Source organism: Dyadobacter chenhuakuii (genome assembly GCF_023821985.2).
Taxonomy (GTDB): Bacteria; Bacteroidota; Bacteroidia; order Cytophagales; family Spirosomataceae; genus Dyadobacter; species Dyadobacter chenhuakuii.
The window spans coordinates 5675325-5690438 of the sequence record NZ_CP098805.1 but is presented as its reverse complement, the minus strand read 5'-3'; the positions used below and the strand labels follow the sequence as shown (position 1 = coordinate 5690438).

The following is a 15114-nucleotide window of genomic DNA, read 5'->3' as shown; positions in this document are numbered from 1 at the left end:
ATGGCCATGCAGTATCGGTTTGACAAAGAAAAAGCTTCGCGGCGACCCGGCGTCACGCCGCTGAAAGATGCCATTGACCAAATGCTGGAGAAGTATCGTTTACGGAACCGGTTTGATCAATCGTACGTCGTCGCACATTGGGAAAAGATCATGGGTTCTGCAATCGCAACCCGTACAAAAACCGTTTACATCAAAGAAAAAACCCTTTTCCTACAAATAGAATCCGCACCGTTACGGAACGAACTCTTCCGCGCCAAAGGAAAAATCATCGAACTCATCAACCGGGAGATGGGCTCGGAGTTGCTGGAAGAGGTTGTGTTTATATAGTAAACTATACTATCTTTAATTTGGTTAAAAAAGAAAAAAGCTATGACAACACTATTCATTAATACGGAAGATCAAAAGGTTCTTCAGGCTGTTAAGGATCTCTTGAAAAATGCCCACGTTTCTTTTGAGGAGCAGGCAGAAAGTCCATATAATCCTGAGTTTATTGAAAAAATTAAGAATGGTAAAAAAGATATTCAGGATGGGAAGAGAGTGAAGATTACGCTTGACGAGATAATTTATAATTCCGAATTTGTAGCCATGATCGAGGATGGCGAACAGCAAATTAAAGAGGGTCGCACTACTGAACTAAAAGAAGGAGAAAATTTATGGGATCTGGTAACTTCAAAATAAAGTTTACCGATCTCGCTCTGCAACACTTAGAATTCTGGCATAAATCTGGCCGGAAAACGCACATTAAGAGAATCGAAAAGTTGATCCAGTCGATCAGAGAAACGCCGGCTTCCGGAATCGGAAAACCTGAGCTGCTGAAATACAGTCTGGCAGGCAAATATTCCAGACGAATAGATCAAGAACACAGAATCATTTACAGAATCGAAGACCATACGGTTTTCATTATCTCCATGAAGGGTCATTATGAACCCTAGCATTTATTTAATGAACAAAATCAACCTCCCTCCTTTCCTCAAACCCGGTGATAAGATTGGCATTGTGGCGCCGGCTAGTGTTTTGAATTATGATGACCTTTTGCCGGGGATCGCTGTTTTTCGAGACGAATGGGGGCTTGAAGTGGTGGAAGGAGAGACTTTAAAAACGGCTTCGAACCAGTTTTCTGCGCCGGATGCCGTGCGTCTTGCTGATTTGCAGGCGATGCTGGATGATCCTTCTATTAAGGCTGTGATTGCTGCCCGTGGCGGTTATGGCTGCTCCCGGATCGTGGATCAGCTTAATTTTGATCAATTTCTTAAAAATCCGAAATGGGTTGTGGGATTCAGTGACCTGACTGTGATCCTTTCCCAGATATTTGACCTGGGTTATGCGAGCCTGCATGCGCCCATGGGCAAGTCTATTACGACGGACGGGGCGGAATTGGCGAAAGAGTCACTCCGGCAAATGCTGTTCGGCGAAATGCCTCATTATAAGATTGATATCCATCCTTTAAATCAAGCAGGAATCGCTAACGGGCAGGTTGTCGGTGGTAATCTGTGCATTTTAGCGCATTTGATCGGCTCGCAAACCGATGTGGATACGGATGGAAAAATCCTCTTTATTGAAGACATTAACGAATATCTCTACAACCTGGACCGCATGATGATCCAGATGAAACGGGCTGGTAAATTCGATAAACTGGCTGGCTTAATCGTCGGGCAATTCTCTGATATGAAGGACAATACTAATCCGACATTCGGTAAAACATATTACGAAATTATTCAAGAACACATTGCTGGGTTCGATTATCCGGTTTGTTTCAATTTCCCTGTGGGTCATGTCGGCGATAATCGTGCGATGGGCGTTGGTATGGAGGCTGTTCTCAATGTCACAAGTGAGGGAGTTTCCTTCCAATTCGAAAATTCCGCATTCTGATCATTCATGGATACATTTAATAATAAGGTTGTCTGGATAACGGGCGCATCGTCGGGAATCGGAGAGGCTATGGCGCTTGCATTTGCAAAAGAAGGCGCCAGGCTTGTGCTCACGGCAAGGCGCGAAGACGAGCTCCGGAGGGTGAAAGAAATAACAGGCCTACCAGAAACATCCGTTCTGGTGCTTCCTATGGACGTAACCCAGTTTGACAAGGCGCAAGGCGCAGCTGAACAAGTAATTGCGCATTTCGGACGGATAGACGTAATGGTTCACAATGCAGGGGTTAGCCAGCGTTCCTATGTCAACGATACAGCGCTGGATGTTTATCAGAAACTGATGAATGTGAACTTTTTTAGTACGGTGGCCCTGACTAAGGCCGTTTTGCCTTATATGATCAAGCAAAAAAGCGGGCATTTCATTGTGATCAGTAGCGTTGCCGGAAAAATAGGGACGATTATGAGATCGGGTTATAATGCTGCCAAACATGCATTACATGGCTTTTACGACTCGCTCAGGGCTGAGGGTTACAGTGATAACATTAAGGTGACGACGGTTTGCCCGGGCTATATCCGCACCAATATTTCGCTGAATGCGATGGATGCTTCGGGGAGTAAATTCGGCAAAATGGATTCCAATCAGGCGAAAGGAATTCCCGCAGAAGAATGTGCACGCAGAATTCTCGACGCAGTTAAAAAGGACAAAAAGGAAATCTATATCGGTGGTTTCAAAGAAGTGGCCGCTATTTATTTAAAGCGTTTTTTACCAAATCTGCTTTTTGATCAGGTCCGCAAGAACATTCCGGAATAAGGTGTTTACTTGCTTTTTCCTTTCTTAACATCACTTGATTTGGCCATTTGCAAATAATCTGTTGCCAAGCGGCTTAGCGAGCGCACGCCCAGTACAAGACTGCTCTCATCCACATAAAAGTCGGGCGTATGGTGCGGCGCAGCTTGCTCTACGGCCTTTCCCTTCGGCATACCGCCCAGGAAAAAGAAGAATCCGGGGACTTTTTGCTGAAAATAGGAGAAATCTTCCGCGCCGGTTTTGGCCGGGATTAAGTTCACATTGTTTTTTCCGGCTACATTTTCCAAAGTCCCGATCATCTTCGCCGTCAATGCTTCATTATTGAATGTGACCGGATACATGACATTAATGTTCACCTTGGCCGTTGCGCCTGCACTTTCTGCAATGTTGGTTGCAATCTCATTCATCCGCTTGTGCACATACATATGCATACCTTCGTCGAACGTGCGGACCGTGCCGATCATTTTGACACTTTCCGGAATAATATTCTGCCGGATGCCACCATTGACCGCGCCAACAGTTACCACGGCGGGTGCCTGCGTTAGATTCAGGTTGCGGCTTACAATCGTCTGCAAACCCATGATGATCTGTGAAGAAGTAACGATCGGATCTATTCCGGACCATGGATAGGCGCCGTGTGTTTGCTTTCCTGTTACATCAATGCTGAAAAAATCAACCGCCGCCATGGTTGCTCCCGGCTTGTAAGCGATTTTGCCGACTTCTATCAGCGCATCAATATGAAGCCCGAAGATCGCTTCAACGGCCGGATTGTCAAGAACACCCTCTTTAACCATCAGCTTGGCACCACCCTCCTCGCCTTCCGGCGCGCCTTCTTCGGCTGGCTGAAATATAAATTTGATCGTCCCTGGAATGTCATTTTTCATCCCGGCAAGGACTTCGGCAACACCCATCAGGATCGCCACGTGTGTATCGTGCCCGCATGCGTGCATGACGCCTGTTTTCTGGCCATTGTAATCGACCATAACCTTCGATTTGAATGGCACATCCACACGCTCGGTGACAGGCAGTCCGTCCATATCCGCCCGCAATGCTACCACAGGACCTGGTTTCCCACCTTTCAGAAGCCCCACAACACCCGTATGCGCTATGCCAGTCGTCACTTCTATTCCCAATTGTTTCAAGTGGTTTGCCACTTTCTCAGCGGTTTTAAACTCCCGGTTGCCCAGCTCCGGATTTTCATGAAAATCCCGGCGCCATTCCACCAGCTTTTTTTCCAGCGATTGTGCCTTCTGATCAATAGAGGCCGATAAATTAGACTGCGCATGGGCTTGCAGAACAGAGATGATAAGAGCGATGGAAAGTAGTGTTCTTAGCATAAATGAAAGGTTGAGATATTTTCAATTATTAGAATAATCCAAAATAAAAAGAATTTAGTTAACGGCTTGGAACGAATAAATTCTAAAAATAAATAATTTAGATTCATTCTTGTTAAGACAAACGTATAACCCTAGCGTCAAATTAGTTTGCTATTTATTAATCTTAAAACTGCTGACCGGTAATGATACGAAAAAGTTAATAAAAGCACCATATTGTTAACAAATATATAATAGTAACTGGTTTTTCACATAAATCAAACATTTAAAAAATGGCAAAAAATGCGCTATTCCAGGTATAATATTTGTCAAAAACACAGTGGATACCAAAGTTTATTTTGAAAAATTGCAATTAAAAGGTTGTAATGGTTAAACTAATAATTATTTTTGCAACATTATGTTAACATAACAATTCTAACTCTTTTAACACGTATGAGGAAGACTCTATTAACCCTACTGGGATGCTTGATGCTATTGACGGCACAGGTATTCGCCCAGGATCGCGCCGTGACTGGTAAAGTCAGCGCCGAAGATGGCTCCGCACTGCCAGGCGTGAACATTTCTTTGAAAGGTACTAATCGCGGTACTACCACCAATGCCCAGGGAGAATTCTCGATCAATGCTGAATCGAATTCGACGCTGGTATTTAGCTTTATCGGTTTTCAGACTCAGGAAGCCGCTGTGGGAAGCCAGACAACCATTAATGTTTCGCTTAAGAATGATGTAAGCCAGTTGCAAGAAGTGGTTGTAACGGCATTAGGCCAGGAAAGAAAAAGAAATGAACTGGTGTACGCAGCGCAGCAGGTTAACGCTGAGCAAATCACGCAGGCGCGTAACCCAAGCGTAATGAACGCACTGGCGGGTAAAGTGGCCGGTCTGGACATTAAAACAAACAATAACATGGGTGGATCGACCAGCGCGGTTATCCGTGGTTTTAAGTCCATTACCGGTAATAACCAGGCTCTTTGGGTTATCGACGGTGTGCCCGTTTCCAATGCCAACACAAACACTTCCGATCAGCAAACAGGACGTGCAGGAACTGACTACGGTAACGCCGCAGCGGATATCAACCCTGACAACATTGCTTCTGTAAACGTTTTGAAAGGTGCTGCTGCAACTGCATTGTACGGTTCACGCGCATCCAACGGGGTGATTTTGATCACAACCAAACAAGGACGTAAAAACAGCTTCGACGTAGTTGTGAACAGCGGTGTTACCTGGGGTAAGATCGACAAAACAACTTTTGTGAAGTATCAGAAAGAATATGGTGCAGGATATGATGGTGACCGCGCAAAAACCCGTTTTTACCGCGGTAACCTGGGTTCAGGAGAAGGAAACATCACATTGTTTGATGCGGATGCTTCTTTCGGTCCCAAGTTTGATCCTAGCGTGATGGTTTATCAGTGGGATGCACTTGACCCTAGCTCACCAAACTACCAGAAAATGACGCCATGGGTTGCTGCTGCAAACGGACCGGACGCATTTTATGAAACAGGTGTAAACTCCAACCAAAGCGTAAGCATCACTGGTGGAGGTGATAACACAACTTTCAAAGTTGGTTATACAAGAAATGATGAGAAAGGTGTGCTTCCAAACAGTAAGTTGGGCAAAAACCTTTTCAACTTCTCAGCAAGCTTCGACCTGACTAAAAAACTGACGGTTCAGGCTAACGCTAACTACTCGCAGATCAAAGGTCTTGGTCGCTACGGAACAGGTTATGATGGTAAAAACCCTAACCAGCAGTTCAGACAGTGGTTCCAGACAAATGTTGACCTTCTGGAGCAAAAAGACGCGTATTTCAGAAATGAGCAGAATGTAACATGGAACTGGGCAAGCCCAACAAGACCATTTGATACAAACGGCCCTATCTACTCTGAAAACCCATACTACTCCCGCTACCAGAACTACTCGAACGATACACGTGACAACTTCTTCGGATACGCACAGGCTATTTACAAACTGGCGCCATGGGTTGACATCACAGGTCGTTTCGCTTACAACGGAACACAGGATTTCCAGGAGGAAAGAATCGCATTCAACAGTTCAAGCCCTGCGGAATACAGCCGCTATAACAGAGGTTTCAACGAAACCAACCTGGACGTTATCGTTAATTTCCGCAAAGCAATTACGAAGGATATCAACTTCTCTGGTTTGGCGGGTGGAAGCATGCGCAGATCCAAGCTGAACGCATTAAGAGCTAAAACGAATGGTGGTATGGTTGTGCCAGGACTTTATTCCCTGCTTAACTCTATCAACGCGATCGAAGCTCCGTCTGAAACTTATCAGCGCATTGGTGTGGATGGTATCTACGCACAGGCTTCTTTTGGCTACAAAGATCTTGTTAACCTTGACCTTACAGCAAGACAAGACAAATCTTCTACGCTTCCGAAAGACAACAACACTTACTTCTACCCAGCGGTAGGAGCCAACTTCAACTTCTCTAACCTGCCAGGTTTCAAATTCGACTGGTTGACAATGGGTAAGTTGAGCGCTAACTACGCGGAAGTTGGTAATGATGCTCCCTGGGGAAGTGTTTTGGATGTTTATGACAAACCAACCGGTATCGGATCCACTCCATACTTTACATTGCGTAACACGAAAAACAATCCTAACCTGAAATCAGAGCGTACAAAAAGCTATGAATTCGGATTGGAAACAGCATTCCTGAATGATCGCGTAGGTTTCAACTTTACCTATTACCGTTCACAAACACTTGATCAGGTTCTTCCTGTATCTGTTTCATCTGCGACAGGATTTGCTTTCAAGTATATCAACTCAGGAGAAGTACAGAACAAGGGTATCGAAATCTCTGCTTATGTAACGCCTGTTAAAACTCCTGACTTCTCATGGACGGTGAGCGCAAACTTTGCACGTAACAGAAACGAGGTTGTTAGCTTGTACGAAGGTGTAGAAAACGTACCTGTTGCCAGCTTGCAAGGTGGAGTTTCACTTAATGCTGCTGTGGGACAGCCATTTGGTATCATCCGCGGTACGAACTTTGTTTACCATAAAGACAACGGCCAGAAAGTGGTTCGCTCAAACGGTACTTACCAGGCAACTGCAAGTTCTGCTGAAATCATTGGTAACCCTAATCCAGACTGGATCGGTGGTCTTAGCAACAACCTGAAATATAAATCGTTGTCACTGAGCTTCCTGCTTGACATTCGCCACGGTGGAGATGTTTGGTCACTGGATCAGTGGTATGGAGAAGGAACAGGTCTTTATCCTAACACTGCTGGCTTGAACGAGCTTGGCAATCCTAAAAGAGATCCTGCTTACAACTACGACGCAAAAGGAAACAAGCTGGGCCTTACAGACAAGCCGGGTGGTGTATTGTTCCCAGGTGTAAAAGCTGACGGAACGCCTAACGATATCAGAGCTGAAAACTCAGATGGTAACGGAAATACAGCATATGGTTACCCAACCAACCCTCCGCGTGCCATGTACATCTACGATGCGAGCTACATTAAACTGAGAGAAGTTGCGTTGACTTACTCTATTCCACAAGAATTCGTTTCCAAACTACGCGCTTTCAAAGGAATCGACGTTTCTGTAATCGGACGTAACCTTTGGATTATCAGCAAAAATATGGACTATCAGGATCCGGAAGAAGGCTTGGGCTCAGGCTTGCTGAATGGTGCTGGTGGATACCAGAGTGGTGCATATCCAGCTGTAAGAAGTTATGGTTTCAATGTTAAATTCCGTTTCTAAAATATAGTATGAAAAGATTAATCATTTTCTTTCTCCCGATCCTGCTGATGACCGCCTGTGTCGACAGCTTGGACGACTACAATGTCGACCAGAAGCGCCCTTCGGAGGTGCCACCGGTAACTTTGTTCTCTAATGCACTGAAAGGGCTTGCTGATACACTTACCAGCCCTAACGTAAACGTAAACAACTATCGCTTATACGTACAGCAGTGGGCAACAACCACTTATCTGGATGAGCCTCGTTACAATGTAACAGCGCGTACAGTTCCTCAGGCTTTCTGGCAAGGACTTTACAAAGGTGTGATTTCGGACTTGAACGAAGCACGCAGATTGCTGAATGCTGACGAATTCATCCTTCCTGCAAACAGAGACGTGCAATTGGCACAGATCGAGGTTGTAGAAGTGATGGCCTGGGCTGCACTTGTGAACACTTTCGGCAACATTCCTTACACGGAATCTTTGAACCCGGATAATGTATTGCCTAAATATGATGATGCAAAAACAGTATACGATGATTTGCTGGCTCGTCTGGACGTTGCTATTCCAAAATTCACTGCACCGGGTACACCATTTAGCGATGGCGACCTGCTTTATGAAGGAAACAAAGCTCAGTGGGCTAAGTTCGGCAATTCATTGAAACTGAAACTGGCAATGATCATTGCGGACAGCGATCCTGCAAAAGCGAAAACACTGGTTGCACAAGCTGCTCCGAATGTTTTCACTTCGAACAACGACAACGCTGCATTCCCATACATCAGCACGCCTCCTAACTACAACGTGATTGCTCAAAACCTGAACCCGTTGTATTCAAGCCGTCAGGATTTCGTAGCTTCTGCTACACTAGTGAATCCTTTAAAAGAACTGAAAGACCCAAGACTTCCTGCGTTTTTCACTCCTAACGAAGATGGTGAATATGTAGGTGGAGCTTATGGATTTTCTAACACATATTCCGCTTTCTCTCACGTAGGTGACAACATTATCGAGCCGGATCTGGAAGGAATATTGCTGGATTATGCGGAAGTTGAACTATTGCTGGCTGAGGCTGTTGAAAGAGGCTTCATTACCGGTTCTGCTGCAACACATTATAACAAAGGTGTTGGCGCTTCTATCGAATACTGGTTGGATAACATCGGCACTCCTGCTGCGGAAATTACAGCTGCAACAACTGCATATCTTGCACAACCAAAAGTAGCTTATGCAACCGCTGCTACTAACTGGAAAGAAAAGATCGGTTTCCAGAAATGGCTTGCATTGTACAACAGAGGATGGGAATCATGGGTTGAATGGAGAAGATTGGATTATCCAAAATTGCTTCCTCCAACAGGTGGTAACGCCCCTGCCGGCCTTGCTATCCCTGTAAGAATGATCTACCCGATCAACGAGCAAACGCTGAACGGTGCAAACCGCGAATCGGCCGCAACAGCAATCGGCGGTGACCTTGTAACGACTAAATTATGGTGGGATAAGTTCTAATTAACTTATTGACATCGATTAAAAAGGGGACATTTTGTCCCCTTTTTTTATGCCTGAATGCCAAGATAAGCCGCAAACATGCCTAAAATTCTGGACATTATACTATTTGTAAAATTTTCTCAGTAAAAACCGCTTTACGAACAAATTTTAATCTAGAAAAGGGTTGTTATTGGTTGCAATTGTCTAAACAATAATTATTTTTACACAAGCATTTTTTTATAACAAACCTAACTTAATGAAACGAAATCTACTACTCTTCTTGGGAGGGTTGCTGCTGCTCTGCAGTCAGGCTTTCGCCCAAAGCAGGGAGGTGACCGGGACGGTTACTTCCAAGGACGACGGGTCACTTCTTCCCGGCGTATCAATCAGAATTGCCGGCACTAGTACCGGAACACTATCCAATGATAAAGGCGAATACAGCATTAATGCGCGCCCGGGTCAAACACTCATCTTTTCTTTTGTCGGCTTCCTTAACCAGGAACTGAAAGCACCTGCATCCGGAACGCTGGATGTTGTTTTGGCACTGGATGAACTGGCGCTGAATGAAGTCGTAATTACTGCCGGCGGTCTTACGGCGCAACGCCGCGAGCTCGGAAACCAGTCTACAACGGTAAAAGCGCAGGACATTGTGCAGGGCAAGCCTATCAGCGTCGCTGCCAGCCTTGCAGGACGTGTTCCGGGATTGCTGGTAATGGGCGTAAGCAGCGGGGTGAACCCGAATTATCGTCTGGTACTTCGCGGAAACCGCTCCTTAACCGGTAATAACCAGGCACTTGTGGTAATTGACAACATTATATCAACCAATGATATTCTTGGCAATCTTAACCCGGAAGACATTGAAGACATTCAGGTCCTGAATGGTGCAGGCGCAGCCGCATTATATGGATCCGATGCTTCCAATGGTGCCCTTATTGTAACCACAAAAAAAGGAAAATCGGGTGTAACGCAGTTCAAAATTTCGAACACGACTACCTTGGAAAAAGTAAGTTTCCTTCCTCAGTTGCAAAACGGATTCGGATCCGGGACGACGCCTGATGATGTCCCTTCTTACACACCTTACGAAAACCAGCAATATGGTCCTGCATACGACGGTTCGATGGTAGACATTGGTAAGCCGTTGCAAGATGGCTCCATTCAGAGAGTTCCTTATTCAACCAAAAACTTCCGCGAGGATTTCTGGAATACAGGCGTTGCAAATCAAACAGATTTAAGTGTTACATCTGGTGATGAAAAAGGCACATTCTACTTGTCAGCACAGTATTTTGACCAAAAATCAACTGTTCCTTACGACAAATACAAGCGTTACAGCGTGCGTGCAAACGTGGTTCGTCATATCTACAAAAATCTGACGGCATCGTTTAATACTAACTTTATTGCAGGTCGTACTGCACAAAGCAGCAATACAGGCGCAGCTTATGAAAACCTTCTAATGTCGCCGGGCCAAGTGGACGTGACGAATTATGAAGATTGGCAGAACAATCCTTACGCAAACCCGAACGGCTATTTCAACGAATACTATCAGAACCCTTACTTCACATTGTCAAACAACCGCTGGGACCAGCGCAATGACTATCTGCAGGGTAACATGGAATTGAAGTGGAATCCGGTAAAACCCTTGACATTCACTTACCGTGTGGGTATGAGCGGACGTAATTTGTCAGGTAAGGTTTATACAGGCAAATTCACCTACACAGATTATACAAAAAGCATCTCAGGAAGCTCCAAAACGGATATTGCTGGCTCAGTTGTAGATTACGCAGGTTTCACTACGCAGTTTGTAAACGACTTTTTGGCTGAGTTCAGAACAAATCTGACTCCTGCATTCAACCTGAATGTTGCCGTTGGAACTACGGTTCGCGAAAATGCAACAAAGGCAATGGGTGTTGTTGCGAACGGTCTTGTTATTGACGGACTTTACAACATCGGTAACAGCTTAAACCCACCGATCGCCAACGAAGGAAATTACAAAGCACGCCAGATTGGTGTGTATGGAGAAGCCCGTCTTGGTTTCAAAGAATTCCTTTACCTGCACGTGACCGGAAGAAATGACTGGCGCTCGATCCTAGCGAAAGAAAACCGCTCGTTCTTCTACCCTTCTGCGGACATTTCCTTTATCGCAAGCGACGCGATTCCAGGACTTTCGAATTCTGAATTCCTGGAAAGCTTGAAATTCCGTGCGGGTTACTCGCAAGTTGGACAGGTTAACCTTGGTAACAACAGAGATTTTGGCCCAATTCCATTGAACAACCTGGGTGCTTATTCTTTGAGCAGCACATTCTCGCAGGCTTTTGGCTATCCGTATACAAGCGGCGCGGGATTTGTTCAGGATAACGTGCTTGTTTCCGCGAATCTGAAACCAGAGATCACAACAGGAATTGAAGGTGGTATCGACTTTGAATTCCGCCCATGGAACATTGGTGGTGGGCTTACTTTCTACAAAACCAACACCGTTGACCAAACCATCACCGTTTTAATTCCAAACTCTACTGGTTTCGGATCATTGAGGACGAACATTGGAGAGGTTGAAAACAAAGGGATTGAAGCAACATTGCACATTACCCCGATCAAAACTGCTTCGGGCCTGAAAGTTGACCTGAGCGCCAACTACACTTATAACCAGAATGAAGTGCTTTCCTTGTCTGCACAATCAAATGAGTTAAGTGTTGGTTCTTCCGGAACACCGGCAAAGGTTATTGCCAAAGTAGGCTCTCCTTTCCCGCTTCTTCAGGTAACGGATTACAGACGCGATGATCAGGGAAGAATTATCGTTGATCCAAAAACGGGTTATCCTTCGACTGATGGTACTTACCACGATGTAGGCATTACCAACCCGCCGCACATCCTCGGCGTAAATGGAGGTATAACCTTCAAAAAGTTAAGACTGAACGTACTGTTTGAATACCGCAACGGACATTACATCTACAACTCAGTTTCAGGTGGATTCGACTTTTCCGGCGCAGGTGTTCGCACAGGCTGGTACAACAGGGATCGTTTTGTAATACCGAATTCATCATACCAAAATGCAGAAGGTGAATATGTTGAAAACACCAACATTGCTGTAAGAAGCGGTGGCGCTGACTTCTGGACAGATGCAACAAGAAACAGGGATATCGGCCGGAACTTTACAAACTCGGCAGGTTTCTGGAAACTACGTGAGGCTTCGATTGGCTACGAGCTGCCAGCAGGATTGCTTGATAAAACAAAAGTGATCAAAGGTGCAAGCGTGAGCATTCAGGGAAGAAACCTTTTCATATGGGCCCCAAAATCAAACCTCTATACCGATCCTGAGTACAGCTCCAATGGTGCAGATAACAACGCGGTAGGATTTACCAGCCTTGGACAAACACCGCCGGCGCGTTACTTCGGTGGCACATTATCCTTAACATTCTAATTCAAATAATAATGAAAAGATATAACATCAGTTGGATGCTGGCAGTGCTTGTCACGGTCCTGTCATCTTGTAGTGATTATCTCGATATCAATACCAACCCAAACCAGGCGACAAGCGTGCAACCCTTGCTCGTTCTGCCTGCTGCTATCACCGGGACGGCTTCGGTATCAAACCAGTTTAACAGTTATGGCTTGCATTTTGGCGGCTATATGGCCAATGCAGGTGGTTTCTCGGGTTTTGGTAATTTATTCAACTATCAGATCATCCCGGCCGACTACAATGCACTGTGGGTGAATGCTTATGACAACCTGAATGATTACAAATATGTGATCGATAAGACGGAAGGCGATGATACGCAGGCTTATGCCAGCGCAGCAGCACAGATCATGGTCGCTTACAACTTCCAGAAATTGGTGGACGCCTTCGGTGACGTTCCTTATACGGAGGCCTTGCAAAACAATGCAAACCTAACCCCTAAGTATGACGACGCAGCGACGATTTATCAGGATCTTGTAACGAAACTTGACGAATCGATTGCAAAGATTGACGGCGCAGAATTCCCAACCGCACTCAATTCTTCTTCCGATCCAATGTTTGGCGGAGATATGGAGAAGTGGAAGAAGTTTGCCAACACGATCAAGCTTCGTATTCTGATCCGCGTTTCGGGCGTGCCTGCACTTTCTTCTTTTGTAACTACGAAATTTGCTGCACTGGATAAAACAATCGGATTTATCACTGACGATGCGATTGTTAATCCGGGATATGTGAAAGACAAGCCAAACCCACTCTGGAATTCCTGGGGATATCAGACAACGGGTACGCTTTCCAACTCTTCCCGCATTCCTACAGAATTTGCTTTCGGATTTTACAAAGGTCAAAAGCTGGAAGACATAGGAAGAGGTGAAGTGATCTACAAAAACTTCGAAACGAACACGCCTGTGAACCAGCTTGGAAACGAAGTGGATGCGCCAACGATCATTACCAACTATTCTACCTGGTATACCGGCACATTCAGCAGCGCTTCCAGCATTAGCAATGCACTCGGCGTATTGAAAGGACCAAGCCAGGGACAAGTGCTGATGCTACTTGCAGAAGCGCAGTTTTTACAAGCAGAAGCTCGGTTGAAAGGCTTCATTACCGGTGATTTCGCTGCGAGTTTCGACGCCGGTATCGCTGCATCGTACACTTATCTGTACAAAGATGTGACCAATGTGGTTGCAGCTGGAAAGAATGTAGCGGCAGACGTTGCTACTTACAAAGCGGGAAATGCAGCCAGTTATCTGGTGAACATTAAACTGGCCACAACACCTGCTCAGCGCCTGGAAGCGATCATCACGCAAAAATGGATCGCAGTCAATATGATCAATTCTGAGGAAGGTTATAACGAATTCAGAAGAACAGGCTACCCGGTTACACAGCCAAATGGTGATGCTTACCACAACATTGCCTCGCTGCTGTCAACCTCGACACGGCCTGACAAGCTTCCTTCCAGAATTCTATACCCAACTTCCGAGCAGTCCTATAATGCTGGAAATTACAGGGCGATTAACCCATTCACTGATTTGATCTTCTGGGATCCTAACTGAAAAATTTGATATGAACTATTCAATAAAAATAGCTGGCCTTTTCCTGTTTGGGATGGCCGTAACATCGTGTCTGAAAGACGAAATTAGCCTGGATCCGGACACATCGACAAATGTGGTCGAGTTTAAAAATCCGTCCAGCTTTGTATCGCCTTCCGGCAGCACTTATTCACTTTACTCTCAATCGTTTGATCTTGCTGATGAGGCTGATTATCCGGTTACCGTAAGTTACTCGGGAGCGGATGTTGCGCCAGAGGATATCACAGTAACATTGGGCGTGGACACAGCGGCAGTAACGCAGTACAATACGGAGCAAGAAGAAGCGTTCGACGCCATTACGCCGGATCTTTACACCATTCCTGCATCTGTTGTCATTCCAAAAGGACAGCGCAGGGCCGAGGTAGTGATTAAATTAAAGCCTTCAAAATTCGATTTTGCTAAAAGCTACGTGCTTCCGATCCAGATCAAGTCGGTTTCGAGCGGCATTGTGAGCGGAAATTTCGGAACGATCCTCCTGGCTGTTAAGGCGAAGAACATTTACGATGCAACTTATGCTGCAACAGGATATGTGTATCACCCGACTGCGCCAAGAGCTGTTGCAAAGGACAAACCAATGGTTACGGTTTCGCCAACCACAGTTTCCGTTGAACTAGGCGATTTGGGCGGATCTGGCTACAATGCCAACCTGACCATTGATCCAAAAACCAATAAGGTGACGATTACACCGGCAGCGGGAGCGGCAGGAGCGCCTTACACGCAGTTTGACAAAGAACTTCCAGCACCATACAAGTCTGCCTGGGCAGGAGCGTCCAAGGCGAATAATACCTACGACCCTGCAACCAAGACATTCTATCTAAGATATGGCTATATGGGTGGCAATGGATGGCGGGTAACCGAAGAGATCCTGGTGAGAAAATAAGAGTTGAAGATAATACACTTCCTTATTACGT

Annotated in this window: 11 protein-coding genes; 10 read left to right on the top strand and 1 reads right to left on the bottom strand. The window is 45.5% G+C overall.

Going from position 1 to position 15114, the window contains the following annotated elements; genetic code table 11:
- From NFI80_RS23895 to NFI80_RS23875, 5 genes are read left to right on the top strand one after another with little or no spacing between them, the layout of a single operon-like run.
- Positions 1-327 (top strand): DciA family protein, encoded by a 327-nt coding sequence (locus NFI80_RS23895; protein WP_026628268.1) that lies wholly within the window; start codon positions 1-3, stop codon positions 325-327.
- 42 nt (positions 328-369) lie between these two features.
- Positions 370-678, top strand: a complete 309-nt coding sequence (locus NFI80_RS23890) for a DUF2683 family protein (protein WP_235164062.1) — start codon at positions 370-372, stop codon at positions 676-678.
- Positions 654-932 (top strand): Txe/YoeB family addiction module toxin, encoded by a 279-nt coding sequence (locus tag NFI80_RS23885; RefSeq protein ID WP_235164061.1) that lies wholly within the window; start codon positions 654-656, stop codon positions 930-932. Before NFI80_RS23890 ends, NFI80_RS23885 begins: the two co-directional genes overlap by 25 nt.
- Before the next feature lie 10 nt (positions 933-942).
- Complete coding sequence (locus NFI80_RS23880) at positions 943-1869, top strand: S66 peptidase family protein (RefSeq protein ID WP_235164060.1); 927 nt, start codon at positions 943-945, stop codon at positions 1867-1869.
- A 6-nt stretch (positions 1870-1875) separates the two neighbouring features.
- Complete coding sequence (locus NFI80_RS23875) at positions 1876-2676, top strand: SDR family oxidoreductase (protein ID WP_235164059.1); 801 nt, start codon at positions 1876-1878, stop codon at positions 2674-2676.
- 5 nt (positions 2677-2681) lie between these two features.
- On the opposite strand, the gene NFI80_RS23870 is transcribed toward NFI80_RS23875, so the two are convergent.
- Positions 2682-4010 carry an amidohydrolase gene (locus NFI80_RS23870; protein WP_235164058.1) on the bottom strand — a complete coding sequence of 443 codons (1329 nt, stop codon included), beginning with the start codon at positions 4008-4010 and terminating at the stop codon, positions 2682-2684.
- Positions 4011-4475: 465 nt separating this feature from the next.
- On the opposite strand from NFI80_RS23870, the gene NFI80_RS23865 reads away from it, so the two are divergent.
- The 5 genes from NFI80_RS23865 (at position 4476) to NFI80_RS23845 (ending at position 15083) form a co-directional block, all read left to right on the top strand.
- The gene (locus NFI80_RS23865) at positions 4476-7718 is read left to right on the top strand and encodes a SusC/RagA family TonB-linked outer membrane protein (RefSeq protein WP_252172079.1); all 3243 of its coding nucleotides are present in this window, start codon (positions 4476-4478) and stop codon (positions 7716-7718) included.
- An 8-nt stretch (positions 7719-7726) separates the two neighbouring features.
- Positions 7727-9190: a SusD/RagB family nutrient-binding outer membrane lipoprotein gene (locus tag NFI80_RS23860; RefSeq protein WP_233797136.1), complete on the top strand. Its 1464-nt coding sequence runs from the start codon at positions 7727-7729 to the stop codon at positions 9188-9190.
- Between the two features lie 235 nt (positions 9191-9425).
- The gene (locus NFI80_RS23855) at positions 9426-12581 is read left to right on the top strand and encodes a SusC/RagA family TonB-linked outer membrane protein (RefSeq protein ID WP_235164056.1); all 3156 of its coding nucleotides are present in this window, start codon (positions 9426-9428) and stop codon (positions 12579-12581) included.
- An 11-nt stretch (positions 12582-12592) separates the two neighbouring features.
- Positions 12593-14167 carry a SusD/RagB family nutrient-binding outer membrane lipoprotein gene (locus NFI80_RS23850; protein ID WP_235164055.1) on the top strand — a complete coding sequence of 525 codons (1575 nt, stop codon included), beginning with the start codon at positions 12593-12595 and terminating at the stop codon, positions 14165-14167.
- 10 nt (positions 14168-14177) lie between these two features.
- Complete coding sequence (locus tag NFI80_RS23845) at positions 14178-15083, top strand: BT_3987 domain-containing protein (protein ID WP_235164054.1); 906 nt, start codon at positions 14178-14180, stop codon at positions 15081-15083.
- Positions 15084-15114 lie beyond the last annotated feature (31 nt).

Coding starts and splice junctions, on each gene's coding strand:
- NFI80_RS23895 (WP_026628268.1), top strand. CDS start 1: ATGGCCATGCAGTATCGGTTTGACAAAGAAAAAGCTTCGCGGCGACCC.
- NFI80_RS23890 (WP_235164062.1), top strand. CDS start 370: ATGACAACACTATTCATTAATACGGAAGATCAAAAGGTTCTTCAGGCT.
- NFI80_RS23885 (WP_235164061.1), top strand. CDS start 654: ATGGGATCTGGTAACTTCAAAATAAAGTTTACCGATCTCGCTCTGCAA.
- NFI80_RS23880 (WP_235164060.1), top strand. CDS start 943: ATGAACAAAATCAACCTCCCTCCTTTCCTCAAACCCGGTGATAAGATT.
- NFI80_RS23875 (WP_235164059.1), top strand. CDS start 1,876: ATGGATACATTTAATAATAAGGTTGTCTGGATAACGGGCGCATCGTCG.
- NFI80_RS23870 (WP_235164058.1), bottom strand. CDS start 4,010: ATGCTAAGAACACTACTTTCCATCGCTCTTATCATCTCTGTTCTGCAA.
- NFI80_RS23865 (WP_252172079.1), top strand. CDS start 4,476: ATGCTATTGACGGCACAGGTATTCGCCCAGGATCGCGCCGTGACTGGT.
- NFI80_RS23860 (WP_233797136.1), top strand. CDS start 7,727: ATGAAAAGATTAATCATTTTCTTTCTCCCGATCCTGCTGATGACCGCC.
- NFI80_RS23855 (WP_235164056.1), top strand. CDS start 9,426: ATGAAACGAAATCTACTACTCTTCTTGGGAGGGTTGCTGCTGCTCTGC.
- NFI80_RS23850 (WP_235164055.1), top strand. CDS start 12,593: ATGAAAAGATATAACATCAGTTGGATGCTGGCAGTGCTTGTCACGGTC.
- NFI80_RS23845 (WP_235164054.1), top strand. CDS start 14,178: ATGAACTATTCAATAAAAATAGCTGGCCTTTTCCTGTTTGGGATGGCC.